Here is a 23908-nt window from a genome sequence, read left to right as displayed (position 1 = left end):
GGGCCTGGACTGGATGCAAGCGCGCCGGTGTTGGGCTAGTAGTTCGGGCTACCCCAGCTTGAACGCTGTGCCGTCGGGCCAGATCACCCTCGCACCCGACACATTGCACAGGTCGATCAGGTCTTGGCGTGGGCGTGAGGGCAGCAGTACGGCCAGCGACGGTGTGGGCTTGATATAGCGGCGGTAGTCATAGAGCTGCCCTATGGCCATGCGCACTGCTTCGCGAGCCACGCTGCCCTTGGCCTCGATCAAGATCTGGTCGGTGGTGTCGAAGAGGTCGGTATAGAGGGGCCTGACCTCCCCGGCTGGGATGATCTTCTTGCGAGCGACGGTGTGGCCGCGTTGTACCAAGTAGTCGCGGTACGCGGTGACCAATGGCGCCTCGCGCCGCTCGGCCTCGCGCTCCCGTGTCTTCGAGCTGACGAGCATGCGCTCCGTCTGATGCTTTTCGATCTCGACGTCCTCAACGACGTCCTCGTCGCGCGGGGTGAAGGCGAGATCCTCGCCGAGCTTCGCGACAGTACCGCTGGGCTTGAGGCGAAACATGATCACGCTGCGGGTCTCGCGCTCCGCGTCCGGCGCATCCCGGTAGTACCAGGGAGTATCCGTGGCGAGTGTGAACTCTCCCATGTAGGCCACGACGCCCTTGGCCACCGAGTCAAACAGATGCAGGGCCCGCCCCTGCTGAGCGTGTTGGAGGATGGCCAGGTTCCCCCGGGTCATCCTCTGATCGCCCTTCTGGCCTTCCCCCGTGTAGTGGTAGTAGCCGTCGGCTCCCCAGCCGTCGAAGTAGCCCACCTGGTGGCCTCGGCCGGGGTTGGAGAACAAGAGCACGTTAGGGCTCTGGCGCGAGTGCGCGATTCCTGCTTGCCGATTGCCACCGTAGCGATCTTGTATCGCCGTACGCTTGCGCTTCTCGCCAGGCGCGATGTCCAACGTGGGTCCCCGAAGATCCAAGAATCATGGTCGACCCAGAGGTTAGCCCTATAAGCGTATTAATTTAGGGAGGTTCGCCCCCGACGCGCCGGGGGCGAACCTCACACACGAGGGGCCCACTCAGTGCAGGGCGCTGAGCTTCTGCCAGGACGGGTAGGGGAGGTTCCAGTCGCCGAAGCCGTTGCCTGTGGAGACCGTGGCGCGGGTGGAGCCGGTGATTTCGACGATGTCGCCTCGGGTGGCGCGGTTGTAGAACCACTTGCCGTCGGCGAGGGACATGCCGACGCAGCCGTGGCTCATGTTGGTCTGGCCGAAGTAGCCGAGGCCCTCGTTCCAGGGGGCGGCGTGGGCGTAGGTGCCCGAGGTGGTGAGGTGGACGGCCCAGGGGACGTCCTTGTTGTAGGGGTCGGCTATGCCGACGGACTCGCTGGTCATATTGACCATGGGGGCCTTGTCGAGGACGACCATGGTGCCGTTCCAGGTGGGGTAGGAGGGCTGGCCGGCGGATATGGGGATGGTCTTCTGCTTCTGGCCGTTCTCGTAGACGGTCATCGTGTGCTTCTTGATGTCGACCTTGGAGATGCGGGGCGTGCCGATGGTGAAGGTCGTCGAGACATCGCGGCGGAGGTAGCGGGAGTCGCCGGTGTTCACGCCGCTGAGGTGGGCTCGGAGGGTGACCTTGGTGTCCTTGTGCCAGTAGGACTTGGGACGCCAGTCGACGCGCTCGATGCCGGTGAGGGGGTCCTTGGCCCAGCCCCAGGAGCCTTCGGTCTTGGGGCTGGTGGAGATGGAGAGGGTGCGCTCCACCGCTGCCTTGTTCTGGACCGGGTGGTCGAAGGCGAGGGAGACGGGCTGGCCTACGCCGACGGTCGAGCCCTTGGACGGGGTGACCGTGACGCCGTTGGTCTGCTGGGCGGGGCGGGTGCGGAAGGTGGAGTGCTGGACGGCGGACTTGCCGGCGGCGTTGGTGGCCGTGGCCTCGACGGTGTAGGTCGTGCCCGGGGTCATGGTGCGGTTGGAGCGCCAACTGCTCTTGGAGTGGGAGAGGGCGCCGGTCACGGTGGCGGCCTGGGAACCGGCGCCGTCGGGGAGGACGCGGACCTTGGTGAGGGTGCCGTGGGAGGCGGCCACCTTGACCGTGGCATCGGGGGCTATGGCCGCCGAGTCGCTGCTCGGGGTGATTGTGATCCGGGCGGGCTTGGCGTCGGCCGGGTCCACCGAGGCGGTTTTCGACGCCGACTGGCAGCCGGCGAGCAGGGCGACGGCGATGGCGGGCACCGTGAGGGTGCGCAGGGAACGGACGGAGAGCACAGAGAACCTCTTGCGGAAGTTGTGAGCGGCGGTGGGAGGGGAGGAGCGGGTCAGCAACGCCTCTTCGCCTCCTCGGGGTTGTTCCGGTACGGGCCGGGGGAGGCGGTGGCGGTGGGGTCGAGGCGCCAGAGCGCGACCGATACGCAGTAGGCGGAGGGGCCGTCGGTGTAGTCGCCGGACGGGGTGCCGATGCCCTCGGCCTGCAACACCCCGACCCGGGTGCCCGAGCGCATCAGGACGACGTGGGCGTCGTGCGGTGCGCGGGGCGAGTGCCAGCCGTAGGTCATGGTGGTCGGCTGGCCGACCGCGGTCTTGCTCGAGGACGGTGTGTCCACGGTCTTGGGGCGGGCACAGCGGTCCTTCAGCGTCTCCTCGAGGGAGGTGAAGACCTTCGCGGCCTCGACGTCGCTCGCATAGGCGTTGATGGTGTGGCGCGCCTGCTCCGCCGTGCGGCCCTGGTAGTCGCGGGTGCGCTGGGTGAGGGGGCGCGGACCGTCGAGGCGGCAACTGGGGGAGAGATCGAGCAGCGGTGCCCGGCCATCGTCGGCGGAGCCGATGGCGGCGTCGACCGTCTTCCAGCGCATCATCGCGTCGAACGGCAACGCCGAGGGGCGAAGGAGGGCGCTCGTGGGGATCTGGGCTCCCGGGACGCGGTCCGTTCGTGAGGCGGGCGGGGCCGCCGGGAGCGTACGGGAGGAGTCGTCGCCCGGCAGCAGCCGCCAGGAGCCCGCGGTCACGGCGGCCACCGCGAGGACGGCCACGGCGGTGATCGCCGTGCGCTGCCGTGCGCGGCGCCGACGGCCCCGCGCACGCACGGCTTCCGGGCCCGCCAGACGTATGGAGGGCTCGACGTCTCGGGCGATATCGCGCAGGCGCTCGTCCAGCTCAGCCATGGGAGGGCACCTCCTTCGGGTGGCAGGTGGGCGGATGGGGCGCCGGTGCCTCGGAGTTGGCGTTGGCGACGGCGCCGGTATCCGCGTCGGCGAGATGGGAGCCGAGGGCCTTGCGGGCGCGGCTCAGCCGGGTGCGCACGGCGCCGGAGGAGACGCCCGTCTCCCGGGCCACCTGCTCAATGGGCAGATCGAGAAGGTGGTGCAGGACCACGGCCGTACGCTGCTCGGGCTTCAGCCCGCGCAGGGCATGGATCAGCGCCACCCGGTCCGGGGCGAGATCGGGCAGATCGGGGGGCGGGCCATGGCGGAAGTGGGCCCGCATGCGGTTACGGGCGCGGCGCCAGGAGCTGACGGCGAGGCGCAGGGCGACGGTGCGGACCCAGGGGGTGGGATCGCCCTCGGCGGTCAGCCGGTCCCAGCGCTGCCACGCGCGGGCATACGCCTCCTGCACCGCGTCCTCGGCCTCGGCGAGATCGCCTGTCGCCGCATAGACCGCGGCCACGAGCCGCTTCGCCGTAGCCGTGTAGAACTGGTCGAAATCGGATGGTGTAGATGAAGTTGATGGTTCCGGCATGAATCCCCCGCGCCCCCACGTGCTCCCCGCTTCTATGTAGGAACACGTCCGAAAGGGGCGGGAGGTTACAGACGACTTTCGGGTCCGCCGGGTCCGTACGGCACGGGGGAGGTGTGGGGCGTCGCCGAGTTCGCGGGCGGCTGCGGGTTCCGCGGCGGCTGCGGGCCGTGCGGCGGAGGGGCGCCCCACGGGGCGTAGGTGGGCTGGGCCCCGTACTGCGGCTGGGCCCCGTAGCCGTAGCCGTAACCGGGCCCGGGCTCGGGGCCGCCGTAGCCGTAGCCGTAGCCCTGGCCGTTTCCGTGGTCATCCGCGTAGCCGCCGCCGTACGGCCCGGCGGGCCAGTACGGTGCGGGCAGCGTGCCCGGGGCCGGTCGGGGTGCCCGGCGGGGCCGGGGGAGCGGCACCGACAGCGCCGCGTGGGCCAGGGCGGGCTGGGCGGTCTCCCGCCGCTCCCACAGACGGTCCAGCAGCTCCTTCTCGCGGGTGGTGAAGTCCGGGCCGGCCGTGCCGCGGTACGCGCGGCGGCGGAGGAAGGCGAGTGAGGTCGCGAAGGCGGTGTACTCGCCGACCGTACGGGCCGCCGCGGCGCCATGGGTGCGGCGGGCGAGGTCGCGGGCGATACCGCGGGCGCGCATCGAGGACAGGGCGAGGGGCTCGGGCGGGGTGAGCCAGCCTGCGGCCTGGTAGGCGGCGAGCTGCTCCCGTATGGTGCGCAGCTCCTTGCCGCGGGACCAGAGCGTCAGCCAGGTCAGCAGCCCGAACATCGGGACCATGAACAGGGCGTAGACGATGAGGAAGCCGTAGCCGCCGAGGGTCGCCGAACCGTTCCAGACGCCGTGCAGGACCATCGCGGTGAGCAGCATCGCGATCGGTATGAGGACGCGGCGGACGCGCTGATGCCGGGCCGCCGCGGCGGCTATGCCGAAGCCCACCCCCGTCATCGCGGTGAAGAGGGGGTGCGCGAAGGGGGACATCACGGCGCGGATGAAGAAGGTCGCGGCCGTGGTCGACCGGATGCCGGAGTAGCCGAGCGTCTGGTCGCTGACGAAGGCCGAGCCGAGATAGAGGATGTTCTCGGTGAAGGCGAAACCGGTGGCGGTGATTCCGGCGACGACGACCCCGTCGACCAGCCCGTTGAAGTCGCGGCGGCGGAAGAGGAAGAGCAGCAGGACGGCGGCCGCCTTGGCGCTCTCCTCCACGAACGGCGCGATGAAGGTGGCGCCCCAGGCGTCGGCGTCGGCCTGGCCGGTCGGGGACGAGGAGTCCACGGTGGTCATGAGCCACTCGGTGGCGAAGCCGTTGGCGATCAGCGCGACCAGGGTCGCGGCGCACGCTCCCCAGGCGAAGGCGAACACAAGGTTTCGCCAGGGCTTGGGGTCGACGCGGTCCAGCCACCGGAAGACCGCGATGATCAGCGGCACGGGCAGTACGGCGAGGCCGAGCCCCACCAGGAAGCCCTTGGTGCCCGTCTGCTCGCGCACCAGCGCCAGGATGATCAGGCCGGAGAGCGAGAGCAGACCGGTGAGCGCGGTGGCCCGCAGCGCCTTGTTGTGCCAGACGCGGGCGAGACGGCCCCCCGGCCCCCACAGGCCCTGGCGGGGCGGCTGCGGCCAGCCCGCCGGTGGGGCGCCGGTGCCGGTGCCGAACCACGGGTGCTGGTCGCCGTATGGGGGCTGGTCACCGTATGGGTGCTGGTCGCCGTAAGGAGTGCCGTAGGGAGTGCCGTAGGGGGTGCCGTGCGGTGCTGCGCTCTGGGGTGCGTTCTGCGCGGTGCGGTGCGGTGTGCCGTGCGTCGCCTCGTACGGGCCGCCCTGGGGTGGCTCGTACGGGCCGCCCTGCGGTGCCGCGTGCAGGCCGCCCTGGGGTGCCTCGTACGGCGCTCCGTGTGGAGCCTCGTGCGGTACGCCACGCGGAGCCTCGTGGAGCGCTCCGTACGGAGCCTCGTGCGGCGGCGTGGCCGGTGGTTCGGGCGGCTCTTGCGGGGGCGGGGACTGATGCACTCAACCGACCCTAACGAAAGGGGGAAGGGGGACTCAGGGTTTATGCCCATCCCCTTGGGGTCACTATGTGTCGTTGCGGCGGAAGATCAGGTCATGGACGAGGTGCCCCTTGTCCAGCCCCTGGCTCTCGAACTTGGTGAGCGGCCGGAAGTCCGGACGCGGGGCATAGCCGCCGTCGGGCTGGGAGTTGTCGAAGGCGGGGCTCGCGGAGAGGACCTCCAGCATCTGCTCCGCGTACGGCTCCCAGTCGGTCGCGCAGTGCAGCAGCGCGCCGGGCTTCATCCGGGTGGCGGCGAGTTCGATGAACTCGGGCTGGATGAGGCGGCGCTTGTGGTGCCGCTTCTTGGGCCAGGGGTCGGGGAAGAAGACCCGCAGCCCGGCGAGCGAGGCGGGGGCCAGCATCTCGCGGAGCAGAATGATCGCGTCGCCGTTGGCGACCCGGATGGTGTCCAGGCCGTTCCGCTCCGCGAGCGCGAGCAGATTGCCCTGGCCGGGAGTGTGGACGTCGGCGGCGAGGATGCCCGTGCCGGGGTCGGCGGCGGCCATCTGCGCGGTGGCCTCACCCATGCCGAAGCCGATCTCCAGGACGACGGGGAGGTCGGGGCGCGGGCCTGCCTCTGTGGCGAACAACTCACCGAGGTCGATACGGCTCAGCCCGTCGATATCCAGGCCCCACTGTGGCCACAGGCGGCGCAGCGCCTCGCCCTGGCCCGGGGTCACCCGGCCGCGGCGGGGGCGGAAGGAGCGGATGCGGCGCTCGTGGTGCGAGCCCGCCGGATCGGCCACCGGACCGCCGGGGAACATCGGCTCGCTGCGGTCACGGGGGGCGGGCAGGGCGCGCTCCACGTGGGAATCGGGGGTGGTGGGGTTCTCGGACACAGTGCCTCGATTCTACGGGCGGAGGCGGGGAGGGCGGCGGGGCCGGTGCGGTGCCCCCGGTGGCGGGGCACCGGGGGCTGGTCCGGTGGCTGCTGCCCGGCCGGGTTGGGGCGGCGGGACGGGTAGCCGGGCCCATGGGCAGTCGGAGACGGCGGTCAGTCGGATCCATGGGCCGTCGTCCATGGGCCGTCGTCCGTGGGCAGCCGGATCGATGGGTAGCCGGGCCCTGGGCGGTCAGGTCGGTCGTGCGGCCTCGGTGAGGGTGGGCTGCGGGGCTGGGCCCGTGGCTCGCTGCGAGAACTCGGTCCGTACCTCGCGGTGAGGCTCGGCCCGTACCCCGCGGCGAGAGCTCGCCCGTACCCCGTGGCGAGAGCTCGCCCCTACCCCGCGGCCAGGGCTCGGCCCGCGCCTTGCGCCAAGAGCTCGGCCCATACCTTCGCGCCGAGGCTCGCCCGCATCTCGGCAGCGGCGCCCAGCCCGGTCTCGGCCGCCGGGCCCGGCCCGGCTAGTACCCCGACCCCGCCCCAGCCGCCCCCTCACCCCGCCCGCAGGGTCTCCAGCACTCGGCGGGCGACCTCCCGGCCGATCGGCAGTGAGGCCGTGGCCGCGGGCGACGGGGCGTTGAGCACATGGACGATCCGGGGCGACTGTGAGATCAGGAAGTCGTCCACCAGCGTGCCGTCCGGCAGCACCGCCTGGGCGCGCACGCCCGCCGGGGCCGCTATCAGGTCGTCGGCCGTCACATCGGGCAGCAGACGGCGCACGGCGTCGGTGAAGGCGCGCTTGGACAGGGAGCGCCGCAGCTCACCCGCCCCGTACCGCCAGTGGCGGCGGGCGATCCGCCAGGAGCCCGGGAACGCCAGCGTGCCGGCCAGCTCCTGTGGGCGCACCGTATGCCACGCGTACCCCTCGCGGGCGAGGGCCGGCACCGCGTTGGGCCCGATGTGGACGCCGCCGTCGATGCCGCGGGTCAGATGGACGCCGAGGAACGGGAACGCCGGGTCGGGCACCGGGTACACCAGACCGTTCACCAGCGAGGCGCGGGAGGGGACCAGCTCGTAGTACTCACCGCGGAAGGGCACGATCCGCATGCCCGGGTCGTCGCCCGCCAGCCGGGCGACGTGGTCGCAGTGCAGCCCCGCGCAGTTGACCAGGGCCCGCGCGCGCAGCACCGTGCCGTCCGCCGTGCGCACCGCGACCGCGGAGGGGCGACGGCCGATGGTGCGCACCTGCGCCCCGTACCGCACCGAGGCGCCCGCGTCCTGGGCGAGCCGGGCCAGCCGGGCCGCCACCGCGCCGAAGTCGCAGACGCCCGTCGTGCCGACATGGATCGCGGCGAGGCCGCGCACCCATGGTTCGTACTCCGCGATCTGGGCGGGGCCCAGCTCGCGGACCGGAATGCCGTTCTCCCTGCCGCGCTGGACGAGGCCGTGGAGTCTCGGCAGCTCGGAGCGCTCGGTGGCGACGATGAGCTTGCCGGTGACCTCGTGCGGAATGCCGTGTTCGGCGCAGAACTTCACCATCTCCGCGGCGCCGCGCACCGCGAACCGTGCCTTGAGCGACCCCGGACGGTAGTAGATACCGCTGTGGATCACGCCGCTGTTGCGCCCGGTCTGGTGGCGGGCCGGGCCCGCCTCCTTCTCGAGCACGGTCACGCGGGTGCCGGGCGCGGCGCGCGTGATCGCATACGCCGTCGACATGCCGACGATCCCGCCCCCGATCACCAGCACATCGCAGTCCAACGCCGTCACGCCATGTCACCTCCCCACGCGCCACACCGTCCAGTCGCCCGACCGTCGATCCCTATCATGACCTGCACCACTGACAACGGCCCGAAACCCATGCCATGACTAGGGTCCGGGCTAGGTCCACCGGCCATATGGATCGATATGGATCGATTCATGTCGAGTCGCGCATTCCGGTCGACGCGCATTCGAATCGCGCATTACGGGCAGCTCTCGCCTCACCACTCATCCCGGGCCGATCACACCCTTCGGTCCGGGCCGGCCACGTCTCCTCCCGCGCCGAGGGCCGCTCACGCCGGGGCCACCAGCAGCGGCCGGGCCTGCTCGCGCAGCTCGGCGACGCGCGGCTCGTCGCGGTACGCCTCGAGGCGGCGCATCAGGTCGCGTACGTACTCCGTGGTGCGCGCGGACGAGATCCGGTTGGCGACCTCCACGGCGCGGGCGCCCGCCGCGCAGGCCGCGTCCAGATTGCCGGACTCCAGTTCGGCGACGGCGGACACCACGAGCCGCAGCCCGTGCGACCGTACGAACTCCTCCGTGGGCCGGGCCAGCGCCTGCTCGGTGAAGCGCCGCACCTGGCGCGGCAGCCGGAGATCGCGATAGCACTCGGCCGCGTCGGCCGCGAACCGCTCATGGCTGTAGAAGTCGAGCCAGGACGGATCGGGGTCGCCCGCCCGCGAGCGCTCCAGCCAGCCCTCGGAGGACTTCAGGGCCGCCCCGCAGGCGGGCCCGTCCCCGGATTTGGCCTGGGCGCGCGCCTCCACGAGCCGGAAGAAGCTCATGGTGCGGGCGGTGGCCAGGCCGCGGTTGCGCTCCAGGGCGGCCTGGGCCAGGTCCACGCCCTCGTCGGCGAAGCCCCGGTAGGTGGCCTGGAGACTCATCGACGCCAGCACATAGCCGCCCAGGGGGACGTCGGCCGCGGCGCGGGCGAGGCGCAGCGCCTGGATGTAGTACCGCTGCGCGGCCTCCTGTTGGCCGGTGTCGAAGGCCATCCACCCGGCGAGCCGGGTCAGTTCGGCGGTGGCGCCGAAGAGGGAGCGGCCGACCTCGTCGCTGTACGAGCCGAGCAGCAGGGGCGCCGCGTCCACCCGGAGGCACTCGGGGACCATGGACGAACGCCAGTCGCCGCCGCCGTACTTGGAGTCCCAGCGGCGCGCGTCCTCGGCGGCCTCGCGCAGCTTGGTGACGTCACTGTGGCCGACGCGTTGCAGCGGTAAGGCGTCCGCCGCCGCCCCGCCCGCGGCGCTCGCGGTGGTGGTCCCGTCCTCGGCGTCCTTGGGCTCGCGGGCCACCGAGCTGTCGGCCGGAGATATGAGCCAGCGTGAGGCCGGGGTGGCGTACGCACTTACTGAGAAAGATCCGGCCAGGCTCTGCCAGATGCCGACCCCGCCGCGCCGACCCGCGAGATCCAGCCGGTAGAGCTCGGTCGCGGAGCGGACGGCCTGGCCGATGTCGCGCGGGAAGGCAAGACCGACCTCGGGGGCCGGATCGGCATCGGCCAGGCCGATTTCGTGCAGGGGGACGGGGCGGCCGAGTTTGCTGCCGATCGCAGCCGCAATGAGGTGTGGCGCGGCGCCCTGGGGGACCATGCCCTTGGACACCCAGCGCGCGACGGACGTCTTGTCGTAGCGAAGTGTCAGGCCACGCTGGGCGCCGAGGTCGTTGACTCTGCGCGCGAGCCCGGCATTGCTGATCCCAGCGAGGGCGAGAACGGTGCCGAGCTTTTCGTTCGGCCCGCGTGGCTCCCTGGACATGCGCACCCCTCGACAGCACCGACGGCCGCCCCGGCATAAGCGCGGGGCATTCGTAAACCCAGCGTAGTTCGCCGCATCCCGACCGTTAAGAGGTGGTGTCCCGGATGGCGAGATTCTTGTACGAACGGGCGTGCGGGGCGTGACGTGTGCTCCCGGTGTGTGTGGCTGTGCGCCCGTGTGTGCGCTCTGTCTCAGTCGCGGCGGGGACGTTTCGATGGGTCCTGCGTGGGTCGGCCCGCTGTACTGGATCCAGTGGGCTGGGGGACGCCGCCGCCTCATTCCCCGCGGGTGGCGGAACGGTCCGGGAGGCGAATGCCGCCTCCCGGACTGTCGTGTCAGGGGCGCGAGAGGCGGAAGTTGAGTACCTACAGGGCGTCCGCAAGACCATCGAGAGCGCCACGGCAACTTGGCTGAATATCGCCCATCACGGCCGGGCTCCCGCGTCGGGCCGAGGAGGGGGAGGCCCGACGCGGGAAGCCCTCATCCGCCCGGATCGCGCAGGGATTCCGCCCATGGCGGTGCGCCACGTAGCACATGCCGCGGATGCCCCGGTGCGCGGTGGAGGCCGCGGCGCGGACAGTAAGTCCCTCATCTGGTCCGCGGGTTGGCGCATTTTCCGTGCGCCCCTTCGTGCGCCCCTTGTGCGCCGCTCCGCATATGCGTCGATGCCCTTGCGCTCTTGCGCGCCCCAGCCGTGGCAGCATGGGCCACGGCGGAACGGTGGGTCGCTACCGGCGGTGGTTCCCTCGTGGGCTCCTTACGGGTGCCTTTCTGGGAGGCGTCACCTATGGGGATCAACTCTGCGATTTCTGCGGTCATCTGTGGTCACAGGACATCCAGGAGATCCATGTTGTTGTCCGGTTCGATGCCGAAACCGTCAACATGCTGTGCATGATGGCACCTACTTCTTGGTTGCCCTGGATGCCCACAGCCTGTGGAGGCGGCGATGCGGTGGTTGGTGGGGTGGAGCAGTACCGCATCCGGCCCGGTCCCCCCGGAGGGCCGTGCGATCCAGCCGGTCGGCGCCCAACTCCTGTGGTCCGACCCCGATCCACTGTGGGCGGTCGGCGACTGGCGGCCCGATGAGGTGCGCGTCGTCCAGACCGACCCCTTCACCCGACTCGCCGTATTCGGCTGCTGCGGCGCCACCGACGAGGAACTGCGGGTGGGGCTCTTCGCCGCCCGCGGCGGCGCCCTGCGCCATCTGACCGCCTGGTCCGGCAGCTACACCGCGGTCGCCCAGGTCGGCCGCCGCCTCACCATCGTCGGCGACCTCGCGGGCGCCCGGCCCGTCTTCCACACCGACTGGGCCGGCGGCACCGCCTACGCCACGGCCGCGCTCCCGCTCGCCGACCTCATCGAGGCGCAGCTCGACGTCGGCCACCTCGGCGCGCTGCTCGCCTGCCCCGACTCCCCGGAGGCCATGGGCGACGGCACGCCCTATATGGGCGTCAGACGCGTGCCCCCGGGCCATGCGCTGATCCTGCGCGACGGCGCCCGCGACGTCACCGGCTACGAGCCCACCGCGTCCCTCGCCGTCGCCGCGCCCCCACTCGACCAGGGCACTGCCGTGGACGCCGTCCAGGACGCCCTCGTGGAGGCCGTACGGGCCCGGCTCACCGCCCCGCGCCACGCCCCCGAGACCGACGACCTCGACCCCGGTCCGGTGCCCGGCATGGGGCCCGCCGAGCGGCGGGCGGCCCGCGGCGGCCCGGCCCCCGGCATCGGCGCCGATCTGTCCGGAGGCAGCGCCTCCGCCACCCTCGCCCTGCTCGCCGCCGGGCTCCCCGGAATGCCCGGCACCCTCTTCGGGCACGGCACCGAGGCGGGCGAACGGCTCCTGGCCGTCACCTTCAACGACCTCGCCACGGCGGGCGGCGCCCGCACCCGCGAGGCCGAACTCGAACGGGCCGGAGCCATCGCCGCCAATCCCCGGCTGCACCATGTGGTCGTCGCCGCGGGCGAGGAGGCCCTGCCGTACGCGGGCCTCGACACCGGCGCCCTTACCGATGAGCCCGGCCCCTCCCTCGTCATCGCCGAACGCCACCGGCGCCGGCTCGCCGCGGGCAGCGCGGACCACTTCATCGGGCACGGCGCCCGCCAGGTGCTCGACGCCCACCCCGCGCGCCTCGCCGACCTGCTGCTCGACCGGCGCAGACGCCATCTGCTGCGTCCCGCCACCGCGCTCGCGAAGGCCGACGGCCCCTCCGCACAGTCCTTCTTCGTGCCCTTCACGGTCTACCGGGCCGCACGGCGGCTGGCCCGCACCTCCTACCGCGACGGCGTCCAGGAGGCCGCGGTGCGCCTCCTGGAGCGCCGCTTCGCCGACGACCAGGCGGTCCGCGACCCCGGCGCGGTATCCGCCTCCCTCGCCGCCCTGACGTGGTGCCGCCCGGGGCCCGCCGCCCGCTGGCTCACCGGAGAGACGCTCGCCGAGGTGTCCGTCCGGCTGGAGGAGGCGGCCATGCGCCCCGTGCTGGTGCGCCGCCCCGGGGAGCGCCGCGCCGACGCCGCCCTCGCCCGCTACGCCGCGGACCATCGCGTCTTCGAGCAGGCCGCCGAGATCCGCAGCCAGCGCCTGCACGCGCCCTTCCTCGACAACCAGGTCGTACGGGCCTGCCGCGCGCTCCCCGAAGCGCTTCGGGTGCAACCGGGGGCGCGCGCCGCGGTGCTGCGGACGGTCCTCGCCGGAGCGGGCATCCGGGAGCTTCCTCCCGGTTGGGGAGCCACCTCCCACGCCGCCCACACCGCCGCCGTACGGACCGGCATGCGCACCTGGACGGGCGACTTGATGACCCTCTTCGACGCGCCGCTGCTGGCGGACGCGGGCCTGATCGAGGCCCGTGTCATCCGTAAGGCGCTGCGCGCCGCCGCACAGGGGGAGCGGCTGCCCCTGGACGGCCTGGCCGAACTCGTCTCCACCGAAGTCTGGCTGCGGCGCCTGCTGGCCCGCCGGGGCACCTGCTGGACCGGTACCGCGGCCCCACGGCAGCGGGCCGTGGCGGGCGGAGTGGTGCCACGCCCGAGCCTGTGACGGCCTCCGTACCGGACGAGTCCTCATGGCGATGAGTCCCTTACGGCGGACGAGTCCGTATGGCTGACGGGATGAAGGGGCCGCGCCGCACGAGCTCCCCAGCGAGCGACCGGCAAGCTAGGAGAATGGCCCCTGTGCGGTATCTGATCCTCGGCACCACCGAAGCGCGCGACGACCACGGCGATCCGCTCCCCCTCGGCGGCCCCCGGATCCGCGCGCTGCTCGCCGCGCTCGCCGTACGGGCCGCACGCTCCGCCCCGGTCTCCGTCGACGTCCTGATCGACGAGGTGTGGGCCGACGACCCTCCGCATGACGCGCCCGCCGCGCTCCAGGCGCTCGTCGGCCGGCTGCGCCGGACCATCGGCAGGGACGCCGTCATCTCCTCACCCGGCGGCTACCGCCTCGCGACCGCCGTCCCCCAGGACGATGTCGACCTGCTGCGCTTCGAGCGGCTGACGAACGAGGGCATACGCGCCCTGGACGCCGACGACCCCGAGACGGCCGCCGCCACCCTCCGCAAGGCGCTCGCCCTGTGGCGCGGCCCGGCCCTCGCCGACCTGCCGGACCGGGACGCGCCCGCCGCCCGCCCCGAGGCCCTCCGGCTGACCGCGCTGCACCGCCGGATCGACGCCGACCTCGCGCTCGACCGCCCTACGGACGTCATACCGGAGCTGCGCCAGCTCGTCGCGGACCATCCGCTCGACGAAACGTTCCACGCCCAGTTGATCCGCGCGCTGCGGGCGGCCGGTCACTCCGCCGACGCCCTCGCCGCGTACGAGGACGTCCGCCGGACCCTCGCCGACCGCCTCGGCACCGACCCGGGAGCGGAGCTGAAGGAGCTCCACAGACGGCTGCTGGCGACGAACGCCGAGCCGGCCCTCGGGGCGCCGGACACCGCGCGCGCCGACGCGCCCACCGCGGAGGCCGTGGCGCCGAGGGCCGACGGCCATCGGGGGAGTGGTGGGGGCGGGGCCCGGGCCGACAGCGGGACTGGGTGGGCTTCGAACGGCCGGGGCGGCAGCGCCTCCAGGGGGATGCTCGACGGCCGGGGCGGCAGCGCCCCCAGAGGGATGCTCGACGGCCGGGGCGGCAGTGCGGCCAGGGGCGCGCTCGACCGCCAGGCCAGGGGCGCGCTCGACGGCCAGGCCAGGGGTGCGTTCGAAAGCCCGGCTGGGGGCGCGTTCGACAGCCCGGCCGGGCGCGGAGGAACCGGCGGCGCGGCCCGAAGCCGGGGCGACGACGGCCGGGAGGCGGGCTCGGGCACCGCCGTGCCGCCTCTGCCGCACGGCAACCTCAGGGCCCGCCTCAACAGCTTCGTCGGCCGGCAGAACGAGATCGGCGACATCGTCCGGGACCTGGACGGCGCCCGGCTGGTCACCCTCACCGGCCCCGGCGGCTCCGGCAAGACCCGGCTCTCCGAGGAGGCCGCGGCGACCGTGACGGCCAGTTATCCGGACGGCGTCTGGGTAGCCGAACTCGCCCCGCTCGACCAACCCTCCGCCGTCCCCGGCGCCGTCCTGAGCGCGGTCGGCCGCCGTGCGACCATGCTGCTCGCCTCCGGGCTCGAAAGCCGCACCACGGGGCCGGACGGCGGGGATCCGACCAGTCGGCTCGTCGAGTACTGCGCCGACCGCCGGCTGCTGCTCCTGCTCGACAACTGCGAGCACGTCATCGACACCGCGGCCCGGCTCACCGAGACTCTGCTCGCGCACTGCCCGGGTGTGACCGTGCTCGCCACCAGCAGGGAGCCGCTGGGGGTGCCCGGCGAGACCGTCAGACCGGTGGAGCCGCTCGCGCCGGCCCCCGCCCACCAGCTCTTCGCCGAGCGCGCCGCCACCGTAAGGCCCGGCTTCGACCCGGCGGCTGACCCGGACACGGCGGCCGCGGTCGCGGAGATCTGCCGCCGCCTGGACGGTCTGCCGCTGGCCATCGAGCTGGCCGCGGCGCGGCTGCGGCTGCTGACCCCACGCCAGATCGCGGACCGGCTGGACGACCGTTTCCGCCTGCTGACCAGTGGCAGCAGAACCGCGCTGCCCCGCCAGCAGACCCTGCGGGCCGTCGTCGAGTGGTCCTGGGACCTCCTCGACGAGCGCGAGCGCACGGTGCTGCGCCGTGCGTCGGTCTTCGCGGGCGGATGGACCCTGTCCGCGGCCGAGGCGGTGTGCGCGGACACCCCGCCCGGTGAGAACGTCCTTACGGTCGACACGGACGAGCACGGCGTCCTCGGAGACGGCGTCTTCGAGGACGGCGTCGACACCCGTGACGCCCTTACGGACGCGACGGCAAGCACACCGGAGCCGGGCGACACGGTCGCGTACGACCAGACGCACCACCCCACGCGCTCTCCTGCGCGCCCCCAAGCCAGGATCGCGCCCGCCGAGGTGCTGGAGCTGCTCGGGGCGCTGGTCGACAAGTCGCTTCTGATCGTCGATCATCCGTCACACGGCGCGGCGGTGGACTCCTCCGGGCCGCCGAGCGGGGAGCCCCGCTACCGGATGCTGGAGACGATCCACGAGTACGTCGGCAATCGCGCCACCGAGGACCGGACGGCCCGTGCCGACCATAAGGCCGCCGTGGCCCGTCATACCGCCCACTTCAGGGACTTCATCCGCACCGCCGAGCCCCGCCTGCGCTCCGCCGAACAACTGCCCTGGCTCCTTCTCGTCGAGACCGATCTCGACAACATCCGGGCAGCGCTGCACCGCTCCTTGACCATCAAGGATGAGGACACCGTCATCGCGCTCATCCGCGCCTTGGCCTGGTTCTGGTGGCTGCGCAACTACCGGGACGAGGGCGCCGCCTGGGTCGGCCGTGCCCTGGCTCTCCTGGCCCGCCCCCACGGCACGGACGCCGAGGCGGACCGGATACCGGGCGGCAACCATCCCCTTGACCAGTTCCTGAACATCCCGGCCCGGATTCCGGACGGCGAGGACGGTGTCGACGCCGAAGCCACCCGGTACTGGCAGCGTATGGACCTGCGACTGATGTTCTTCGTCCTGCTCGCGGAGCAGGGCACCGGCCCGGATATGAGCGATCCCGCGATCCGGGACGTGGCCATACGCATGCGCGACGACTACGCGAGCCACCCAGGGCCCCGCAGCGCGTCCTTCCCCGGTCTGCTGTGGCCGTTCACGGCCTTCGTCATCGAGGGCTACGCCGGGGGGATGCTGCCGCACATGGACCAGACCGTGGCCACCTGCCGGACGTACGGCGACGACTGGGCACTCGGCATCACGCTGATGTACCGCACCCACCTCGCCATCGACATGCCGGGCGGCATCGAGACCGTCGACGACGACCTGGCCGAGCTGCGCGAGCTGACCACCCGCGTCGGCGATCGCTGGCTGCTCGCCCAGGTGGAGGGCGCGCGCGGCGAGATCGCCACCCACCACGGCCGGTTCGCGGAGGCGAGGGCCGCCTACGAGAAGGCAGTGCGGCTCGCGCAGGAGCTCGGCGCCCACACCGAGGTGCCGTTCCTCTGCACCCGCCTCGCCGATCTCGCCCTCCACGAGAGGGACCTGGAGGGCGCGCTGAAGCTGGTGGTGCGCTCCGAGGAGGCGGCGGAGCGCTGCGGTACCCAGGACGTGCGGGCCTTCAACCAGATCGTGCGCAGCGAGGCCGAGCTGTTGCGTGGTGATCTGGACCGGGCCAGGACGTATTGCGACGCCGCTTGGGTTCGTGCGGGGCGCGGCACGCCTCCGCCGCAGTTCTGGGTCGTGGCCGGCGGCCTGGACGGCCGTATCACCGGCCTGGAGGGCGATCTGGTCGGTGGACTGCGCAAGCTGCGGAACACTCTGCGCGAGGGCTTCGATGCGAACTCCACGGAGCTGCTGCTGGCCCATCAGGCGGAGTCGGCGGCGGAGATCCTGGTGCGATGCGGACAGGAGCGGCTCGCCGTGCGGCTGCTGGGCGCCGCCGACGGCTGGCGCGGTCGGCTGCCGCGCTCCCCCCTGGTGGCCGGGGACGTCGGCGCGACCGCGGCCCGCGCGAGCGAGGCGCTGGGCCAGGACGCGGTGGAGAAGCTGCGCACCGAGAACACGGCCATGCCCCCCGAGCAGGCCATCTGCCTGCTCGACGAGGTGCTGACCTCACTCGACGCTACGGCTGCGGCGGACGCTACGGACGCCGTGGGTGCCCCCGATATCCCCGATGTCCCCGATGCCGCGGACGTCACCGAGGCCACCGCGGCCCAGACAGGCGCCCAGGCCGAGGCCGTCGAGCGAGCCGGACCCGACCACCCAGCCAGGCCCGACCACCCAGCCAGGCCCGACACCCAGGCCGAGACCGACACCCAGGCCACGCCCGACACCCAGGCCAAGCCCGCCGACCGGGGGTCCGCACCGCCGCCAGCCCGCTGACGCTTACGCGGGCGCGCGCACGCAACGCACGCGCACCACCCCGGCCCGCCCACCCCGGCCCGCCCACCCTCGCTTGCCGTCACTCGTACGGAGGAGGCAAGACGCGCCCCCGACCGCCCCGGCACACGAACCGACCGCCCCGGCACACGAAACGCGGGCACCTGCGGGCCCCGCCCGCCGGGCCGACGTATCGCCGACCCCATCGCGGACGGCCCCGCAGCGGCGCCTCGCCGACAAGCATCCCGCCCGGCACGGCTCCTCGGACGGCGCCGATGTCACCCCGCCGGGCGTGGATATCGCTCCAGGGCCGACGGCATCACCCCACGGGGCGCGACCGCAGCCCGTCCAGCAGGATGTCCAGCAGCCGGGCCGACGCCGCCGCCTGCTGCGCCGCGTCCGGCAGCGAGGGCGCCGCCGTGGCGATCACCAGCAGTACGTCCGCGACCGCCACATCCGGGCGCAGCTCGCCCGCTGTCCGTGCCCGCTCCACCAGTTGCCCGACGACCTCCAGCAGCGCCGCGGCGCCCGCGTCGTCCGGCTCGTCCTCAGGCGCGGTCGGCCGCTCGACCAGCCGGAGCTCCGGCTGACCGGGTGCGGCTAACGCCGCCTGCCGCTGCTGCGGCAGCCGGATCTCGGCCTCCGCGTCGACCCCGACCCGCAGCACCTGCGGCGGCAGCAGCCGGCCCGCGCCGGACGCCACCGAGGTGCGCAGGAACCGGGCCAGCGCGGACCACGGCTCGTTCTCCTGCCCCAGTGCCGCCCGCGCCTGATCGGTCAGCCTTGCGGTCTCCTCCTCGGCTATGCGGCGCACCAGCACGTCCTTGCTGGGGAAGCGCCGATAGACGGTGCCCACCCCGACCCGTGCCCGGCGCGCCACGTCTTCCATCGGAGCCCCGTATCCGAGCTCACCGAAGACTTCGCGCGCCGCCCGCAGGACGTGCTCCAGATTGCGCTGCGCGTCCACGCGCAGCGGTGTATTCCGTCCGCCGTTTCCGTCTGACGATGCGACGGCTGCGGACCATGACGAACCCTGAAGGTGCATAAGTGATCCCCCGGTAATGACGTCTCCCCCCGGAGACTCCCCGCCCAGACTGTCGAGGCAGTCACAACCCCGACGAAGTACGAACATAGTTGAGCCCAGGTCAAGAAAGAAGAGGGTAGCTCGGGACAGAACGCCCCCCGATCAGAGCAGAGGACCGCCTCTTTCTGACTCGCCCCCCGACCGTCACCGACCATCCCGGGGCTGACCTGCGGACATTTCGTACGTGTAACCGATTCCGCGCCGCGGGGCGAGCCAAGCTGTCCGGTCACACAATTCGTCGGGGCTGTGGACAAACCGCGGTCGCGCGTGCCTCATGGGAGGGTGAAGGAACCCGCGCGCATTCTCGTTGTCGGTGGTGGCTACGTCGGGATGTACGCCGCGCTGCGCCTCCAGCGAAAGCTGAAGCGAGAGCTGAGACACGGCGGCGTGCAGGTCATCGTGGTCGACCCAGAGCCGTATATGACCTATCAGCCTTTCCTGCCCGAGGCGGCGGCCGGATCGATCTCACCGCGCCATGTCGTCGTGCCGTTGCGGCGGGTTCTGCCCGACTGCACGGTCATCATCGGCGAGGCCACCGCGATCCACCACGGCAAACGCACCGCGACCGTGAGAACCCTCGCCACGGAGGAAGAGCGCACCGGCACGGTCGACATCCATTACGACGAGCTGGTGCTGGCCCCCGGATCCGTCTCCCGCGCCCTCCCGGTCCCCGGCCTCGCCGAGTTCGGCATCGGCTTCAAGACCGTCGAGGAGGCCATCGGCCTGCGCAACCATGTCCTCGGGCAGTTGGACATCGCCTCCTCGACCCGGGACCCCGAGGTCCGTGACGCGGCGCTGACCTTCGTCTTCGTCGGCGGCGGATACGCGGGCGTGGAGGCGCTCGGCGAGCTGGAGGACATGGCCCGGTACGCCGTCCGCTACTACCACAACATCGCCCCAGAGGATCTGAAGTGGATCCTTGTGGAGGCCACCAACCGGATCCTCCCGGAGGTCGGCGAGGAGATGGGCAAGTACGCCGTCCGGGAGTTGCGCGGCCGCAATATCGACGTCCGGCTCGAGACCCGCCTGGACTCCTGCGCCGACCGGATCGCCGCACTGAGTGACGGCTCGCGCTTCCCCACCCGCACGCTCGTGTGGACCGCGGGCGTCAAACCGCACCCGATCCTCGCCGCCACCGATCTGCCGCTGAACGAGCGCGGCAGGCTCAAATGCACCGCGGCGCTCCAGGTGGAGGGCGTGGAGCATGCCTGGTCGGCCGGGGACGCCGCGTCGGTCCCCGATCTGACGGCCGACCGGCCCGGTGCGGAGTGCGCCCCCAACGCACAGCACGCCGTGCGCCAGTCCAAGGTCCTCGCCGAGAACGTGGCGGCCTCGCTCGCCGGGCGGCCGCTCACGGATTACGCGCACAAGTACGCGGGCTCCGTGGCCTCCCTGGGGCTCCATAGAGGCGTCGCCCATATCTACGGACGCAAGTTGAAGGGCTACCCTGCTTGGTTCATGCACCGTGCCTACCACCTCAGCCGGGTGCCGACGTTCAACCGTAAGGCGCGCGTACTGGCCGAGTGGATCCTGTCGGGGCTGTTCAAACGCGAGATCGTTTCGCTGGGCTCGCTGGAGAACCCGCGCGCCGAGTTCAAACTCGCCGCGGACACCGGTCGCCATCCCGAGTCCAGTTGAGCCGATCGGGGCGGAGCCGGGAACTCCCCTCCCGCGATCGGCGTCTCACGGATGTCAGTCCGGTCGGCCACACTGGTCGTGTGACCATGGGTGGGCTCGTATCTGCAAAGAGTGACAATCGCGAGGATTCGGAAGTTTGCTGCATTCCCCTGGGGGCCGTCCCCCGTACCCGCACCCATCTCCCCGATCCCGCTCCGGCGCGCAGCTCAGCCACCACCCCACGAGGTAATCCGCAGTGAACTTCACGCGCTGGAGCGCCCGGCTCCCCCGAACCCAGCGACGCAACGCCGCCCGGGCAGACCGCGGTGCGCGGCGGCCCAAGCCCGCGGCCACTGCGGGCGGCGGCTCCGTCCCCGCGGCCCGGGGCGAGCGCGCCGACCCCTCCGGGCGCGGCGAGCCTCCCGCGGCCGCCCCTTCCGGCGCCGCGCCGCCCGACGCCGTCCCGACCCTCGACGGGCTGTCCGCCCATGACCTCCTCGGCCAGGTGCCGGCACTGGTCGCGGTGGTCTACGGCCCCGAGCACCGCATCGCCTATCTCAACGACACCTATGTCGAGCTCTTCGGCTCCCGGGCCCCCGGCACGCCCGCCCGCCTGGCCCTGCCCGAGCTGACGGAGCTGGGGCTGCTGCCGCTCATGGACCAGGTCCTGCGCAGCGGCAAGCCCCGTACGGTCAAGTCCCGTCGCGTGCCCGCGGTCGGCCCGGCGACCACGCCCGGGCCGCGAAAGGCGGACGCGGCCCCCGGCCCCGGCCGATCGCGCCACGGCTACTACACCTTCACCTGCTCCCCGATCGAGATGGCCGCGCCCAGGGTCGTCGCCCCCGCGCACCCGGCGGACGAGCGGGCGGTGGACGGATCTCCGGTGGATGGGTCACCCGTGGATGGATCGCCGCTGGACGGCTCGATCCGGGAAGCCGTCCTCCGTAAGGGCGTCATGCCGGAAGCGGTCGCCACTGAGGCGGTCGCCACCGCCACCGCCACCGGCACGGTCACCGAGCCGGTCCGGGGCGTGCTCGTCTTCGGCGCCGACGTCACCGACCAGGTCGAATCCGCCGAGCGGCTGCGCGCCGGCGAGCGCCTCCAGCGCGAGGCCGCCGTCACCCTCCAGCGCAGCCTCCTCCCCCAGGAGCTGGAGCAGCCCGACGATCTGCGGGTCGCGGCCACCTATCAGCCAGGCGGCACGGACGCGGCGGTGGGTGGCGACTGGTACGACGTCATCACCCTGGGCGCCGGCCGCACCGCCCTCGTCATCGGCGACGTCATGGGCCGCGGTGTGCGGGCCGCCGCCGTCATGGGCCAGTTGCGCACCGCCGTCCGGGCGTACGCCCGGCTCGACCTCCCGCCGCACGAGGTCCTCCAGCTTCTCGACGGCCTGGCCGCCGAGATCGACCCCCACCAGATCGCCACCTGCGTCTACGCCGTCCACGACCCCAACGAGAACCGCCTCGTCTACGCCTCCGCGGGCCATCTGCCGATCCTGGTCCGCGACCCGGACGGCACCGTGCGCCGGGCCTCCGAACCCACCGGGCCCCCGCTCGGCACCGGCGGCTGGCTGCACACCACCGGCTCGGTCCCGCTCGGCCCCGGCGCCAGCGCGGTCCTCTACACCGACGGCCTGGTGGAGCGGCGGGACAAGGACATCTACGACGGTGTGGCCGCGCTCGAGCGCGTCTTCGCGGGCGCGACCGGCTCGCCCCAGGTGATGTGCGACCGCCTCATCAGGGCCCTGGGCATCACCGCGGAGCACGACGACGACGTGGCGGTGCTGGTCCTCCAGCACCCCGCCCGTACCGGGCATGACGCCGAGCTCTTCCACAACGCCGCGCTGGAGCTCCTCGGCGGGGTGGAAGCCGCACCGCGCGCCCGGGCCTTCGCCTCCGGGGTCCTCGCCAGTTGGCGCTTCCCCATGGAGCTGCGCGATCTGGGCGTGCTCGCCGCCAGCGAACTCGTCGCCAACTCCCTCCAGCACGGCACACCGCCCATGCGGCTGCGGCTGCGCCGCACCGACCGCCGCCTGATCATCGAGGTGACCGACGGCGATGAGCATCTGCCGCGCCGCCGCCGGGCCGAACCGGTGGACGAGGCCGGGCGCGGCATCTCGATCGTCGCGACCATCGCCTCCTCCTGGGGCTCACGCCGCACACCGGGCGGCGGCAAAGCGGTGTGGTGCGAATTCGCCCTGCCGGCGGGCTAGCTCCATGGGCCCGGGAGCACTGGGCCCGAGAAGGACGAGGCAGGACCCCGAACAAACACCTCGCCCTGGCGCGGCGGAGCCGACTGGCTCCTTCGCCGCGCCAGGGCGATGGCGGAATGGCCGGATGGCTCAGGCCGCGGTGGTCACCTCGTCCGAGGCGGCCGCCCGCGGCGCGGGCACCGCGGCACCGGCGACCGCCCGCAGCGGATTGTCCTGCTCGGCCGTGAGCCACTTGCCGAGCCTCAGCGCGAGCGCGGTGATGCCGAGCGAGCAGACGATCAGCGTCACGATGTACGTCCCATACAGCCCGGCACCGGCCATCAGCCCGCCGACCGCCGGGCCCACCGCCAGGGCAAGCTGCTTGACCAGCGCAAACGCCGAGTTGTACTGACCGAGTGCTGACGACGGCGCCAGATCGGCGACCAGCGGCGCGACGGTCGGCGACAGCATCGCCTCACCGAGCCCGAACAGCGCGTACGCCGACACGATCGCGGTGATGCCGACGGCCTGGCTCCCGGGCACCAGCCCGGCGGACCCGGCGACGCACCACGCCACCGTCCAGACCAGCCCGACCAGCGCGATCACCCGGCTGCGCCGCCGCCGCTCGACCAGCTTGAGCACGACGAACTGCGCCAGCACGATCGCCGCCGTGTTCGCGGCCAGGGCGACGCCCAGCATCGACGGCGATATCCGGGCGACATCCACCGCGAACGCCGACAGCCCGGACTCGAACTGGCCGTAGCAGGCGAAGAACATCACGAAGCCCAGCACACAGAGCTGCACCATGGCCCGGTCGCCGAGCAGCGAACGCCAGCCGCCGCCGGTGCCGCCGAGGTGCTCATCGGCGGTCGGCACCGGGTCGTCGAACACCGGTGTCTTCGCCAGCCTTACGGTCGCGACCGCGGCGCCGAGCACCAGGAACATCACCGCGTCGATCGCGAAGAGCCGCACAAAACTCGAGGCCGCGGAGGTGTCCACGAGCAGCCCGCCGAGCAGCCCGCCGACACCGAGGCCGAGATTGCCGAGAAAGAACTGGGTGGCGAAGGCCCGCGACCGGGTGAGCGGCGTGGAGCACCAGACGATCAGCGTGGCCAGCGCGGGCTGTATGGCCGCGATGCCCGCGCCCAGCACTCCGGCCGCCGCGATGACCAGCGGCTCGCTCGCCGCCAGCCCGAGCCCCATCGATCCGGCAGCGGCGGCGACCGCGCCCGCGACGACAACGGACAGCGGCCCTCGCCGGTCGATCACCCGACCGATGAAGGGCAGCACGGCAAGCGCGGCCACGGCGAACGTCGCGAGCACCACGCCCGCCGTGTTCGAACCGAGGTCCCGCACCTGCGCCACATAGACGAAGAGGAACGGGACCGTGAAGCCGTTGCCGAACGCGCTCAGCGCGTTGCCCAGTTGGATACGGCGCAGCGCTGCGCCCATCGCGGTGGTCACACTCACCTACCTAGGTCGAGAAGGGTCATAAGAGAACCGGCCTGACCTGCGGGTCGGACCGGAGGATC

Annotated in this window: 14 protein-coding genes; 4 read left to right on the top strand and 10 right to left on the bottom strand. The window is 72.6% G+C overall.

Annotated features, from left to right (window positions below; translation table 11 throughout):
- Positions 1-48: 48 nt before the first annotated feature.
- The 8 genes from ACK1X7_RS24460 to ACK1X7_RS24425 form a co-directional block, all read right to left on the bottom strand.
- Positions 49-936 (bottom strand): restriction endonuclease, encoded by an 888-nt coding sequence (locus ACK1X7_RS24460; RefSeq protein ID WP_385145927.1) that lies wholly within the window; start codon positions 934-936, stop codon positions 49-51.
- Positions 937-1056: 120 nt separating this feature from the next.
- Entirely contained in the window at positions 1057-2247 is a 1191-nt protein-coding gene (locus ACK1X7_RS24455; RefSeq protein ID WP_413115629.1) for a L,D-transpeptidase, read from the bottom strand.
- A 50-nt stretch (positions 2248-2297) separates the two neighbouring features.
- Entirely contained in the window at positions 2298-3140 is an 843-nt protein-coding gene (locus tag ACK1X7_RS24450; RefSeq protein WP_413115628.1) for a hypothetical protein, read from the bottom strand.
- The gene (locus ACK1X7_RS24445) at positions 3133-3714 is read right to left on the bottom strand and encodes a SigE family RNA polymerase sigma factor (protein WP_390793815.1); all 582 of its coding nucleotides are present in this window, start codon (positions 3712-3714) and stop codon (positions 3133-3135) included. Before ACK1X7_RS24445 ends, ACK1X7_RS24450 begins: the two co-directional genes overlap by 8 nt.
- A 65-nt stretch (positions 3715-3779) precedes the next feature.
- Positions 3780-5303, bottom strand: coding sequence for a PrsW family intramembrane metalloprotease (locus tag ACK1X7_RS24440; RefSeq protein ID WP_413116905.1), 1524 nt, complete (start codon positions 5301-5303; stop codon positions 3780-3782).
- A 474-nt stretch (positions 5304-5777) separates the two neighbouring features.
- Positions 5778-6593 (bottom strand): tRNA (guanosine(46)-N7)-methyltransferase TrmB, encoded by an 816-nt coding sequence (gene trmB, locus ACK1X7_RS24435; RefSeq protein ID WP_361509009.1) that lies wholly within the window; start codon positions 6591-6593, stop codon positions 5778-5780.
- A gap of 536 nt (positions 6594-7129) precedes the next feature.
- On the bottom strand, positions 7130-8344 hold the full coding sequence (lhgO, locus tag ACK1X7_RS24430; protein WP_385145935.1) for an L-2-hydroxyglutarate oxidase: 1215 nt from the start codon (positions 8342-8344) through the stop codon (positions 7130-7132).
- Between the two features lie 284 nt (positions 8345-8628).
- Positions 8629-10092, bottom strand: a complete 1464-nt coding sequence (locus ACK1X7_RS24425; RefSeq protein WP_385145937.1) for an MFS transporter — start codon at positions 10090-10092, stop codon at positions 8629-8631.
- A 946-nt stretch (positions 10093-11038) separates the two neighbouring features.
- Between ACK1X7_RS24425 and ACK1X7_RS24420 the strand changes: the two genes are divergently transcribed.
- Positions 11039-13126, top strand: a complete 2088-nt coding sequence (locus tag ACK1X7_RS24420; RefSeq protein ID WP_385145939.1) for an asparagine synthase-related protein — start codon at positions 11039-11041, stop codon at positions 13124-13126.
- A 134-nt stretch (positions 13127-13260) separates the two neighbouring features.
- Positions 13261-17484, top strand: a complete 4224-nt coding sequence (locus tag ACK1X7_RS24415; protein WP_413116904.1) for an AfsR/SARP family transcriptional regulator — start codon at positions 13261-13263, stop codon at positions 17482-17484.
- A 316-nt stretch (positions 17485-17800) separates the two neighbouring features.
- On the opposite strand, the gene ACK1X7_RS24410 is transcribed toward ACK1X7_RS24415, so the two are convergent.
- Positions 17801-18526 carry a TetR/AcrR family transcriptional regulator gene (locus ACK1X7_RS24410; protein WP_385145941.1) on the bottom strand — a complete coding sequence of 242 codons (726 nt, stop codon included), beginning with the start codon at positions 18524-18526 and terminating at the stop codon, positions 17801-17803.
- A 321-nt stretch (positions 18527-18847) separates the two neighbouring features.
- Between ACK1X7_RS24410 and ACK1X7_RS24405 the strand changes: the two genes are divergently transcribed.
- Positions 18848-20203 carry an NAD(P)/FAD-dependent oxidoreductase gene (locus ACK1X7_RS24405; protein WP_208514812.1) on the top strand — a complete coding sequence of 452 codons (1356 nt, stop codon included), beginning with the start codon at positions 18848-18850 and terminating at the stop codon, positions 20201-20203.
- Positions 20204-20438: 235 nt separating this feature from the next.
- Complete coding sequence (locus tag ACK1X7_RS24400) at positions 20439-22397, top strand: ATP-binding SpoIIE family protein phosphatase (protein ID WP_385145943.1); 1959 nt, start codon at positions 20439-20441, stop codon at positions 22395-22397.
- A 129-nt stretch (positions 22398-22526) separates the two neighbouring features.
- Here ACK1X7_RS24400 and ACK1X7_RS24395 read toward each other — a convergent pair whose 3' ends face one another.
- Positions 22527-23840: an MFS transporter gene (locus tag ACK1X7_RS24395; protein WP_385145949.1), complete on the bottom strand. Its 1314-nt coding sequence runs from the start codon at positions 23838-23840 to the stop codon at positions 22527-22529.
- Positions 23841-23908 lie beyond the last annotated feature (68 nt).

This window comes from Streptomyces sp. CY-1 (assembly GCF_047218265.1).
GTDB lineage: Bacteria > Actinomycetota > Actinomycetes > Streptomycetales > Streptomycetaceae > Streptomyces > Streptomyces niphimycinicus.
Note: the sequence above shows the minus strand (reverse complement) of the source record. Positions and strands in the feature narration are given on the sequence as shown.

What these genes read in the sequence shown, in the direction of transcription:
- ACK1X7_RS24450 (WP_413115628.1), bottom strand. Translation starts at nt 3,140, where the DNA reads ATGGCTGAGCTGGACGAGCGCCTGCGCGATATCGCCCGAGACGTCGAG.
- ACK1X7_RS24445 (WP_390793815.1), bottom strand. Translation starts at nt 3,714, where the DNA reads ATGCCGGAACCATCAACTTCATCTACACCATCCGATTTCGACCAGTTC.
- ACK1X7_RS24425 (WP_385145937.1), bottom strand. Translation starts at nt 10,092, where the DNA reads ATGTCCAGGGAGCCACGCGGGCCGAACGAAAAGCTCGGCACCGTTCTC.
- ACK1X7_RS24420 (WP_385145939.1), top strand. Translation starts at nt 11,039, where the DNA reads ATGCGGTGGTTGGTGGGGTGGAGCAGTACCGCATCCGGCCCGGTCCCC.
- ACK1X7_RS24410 (WP_385145941.1), bottom strand. Translation starts at nt 18,526, where the DNA reads ATGCACCTTCAGGGTTCGTCATGGTCCGCAGCCGTCGCATCGTCAGAC.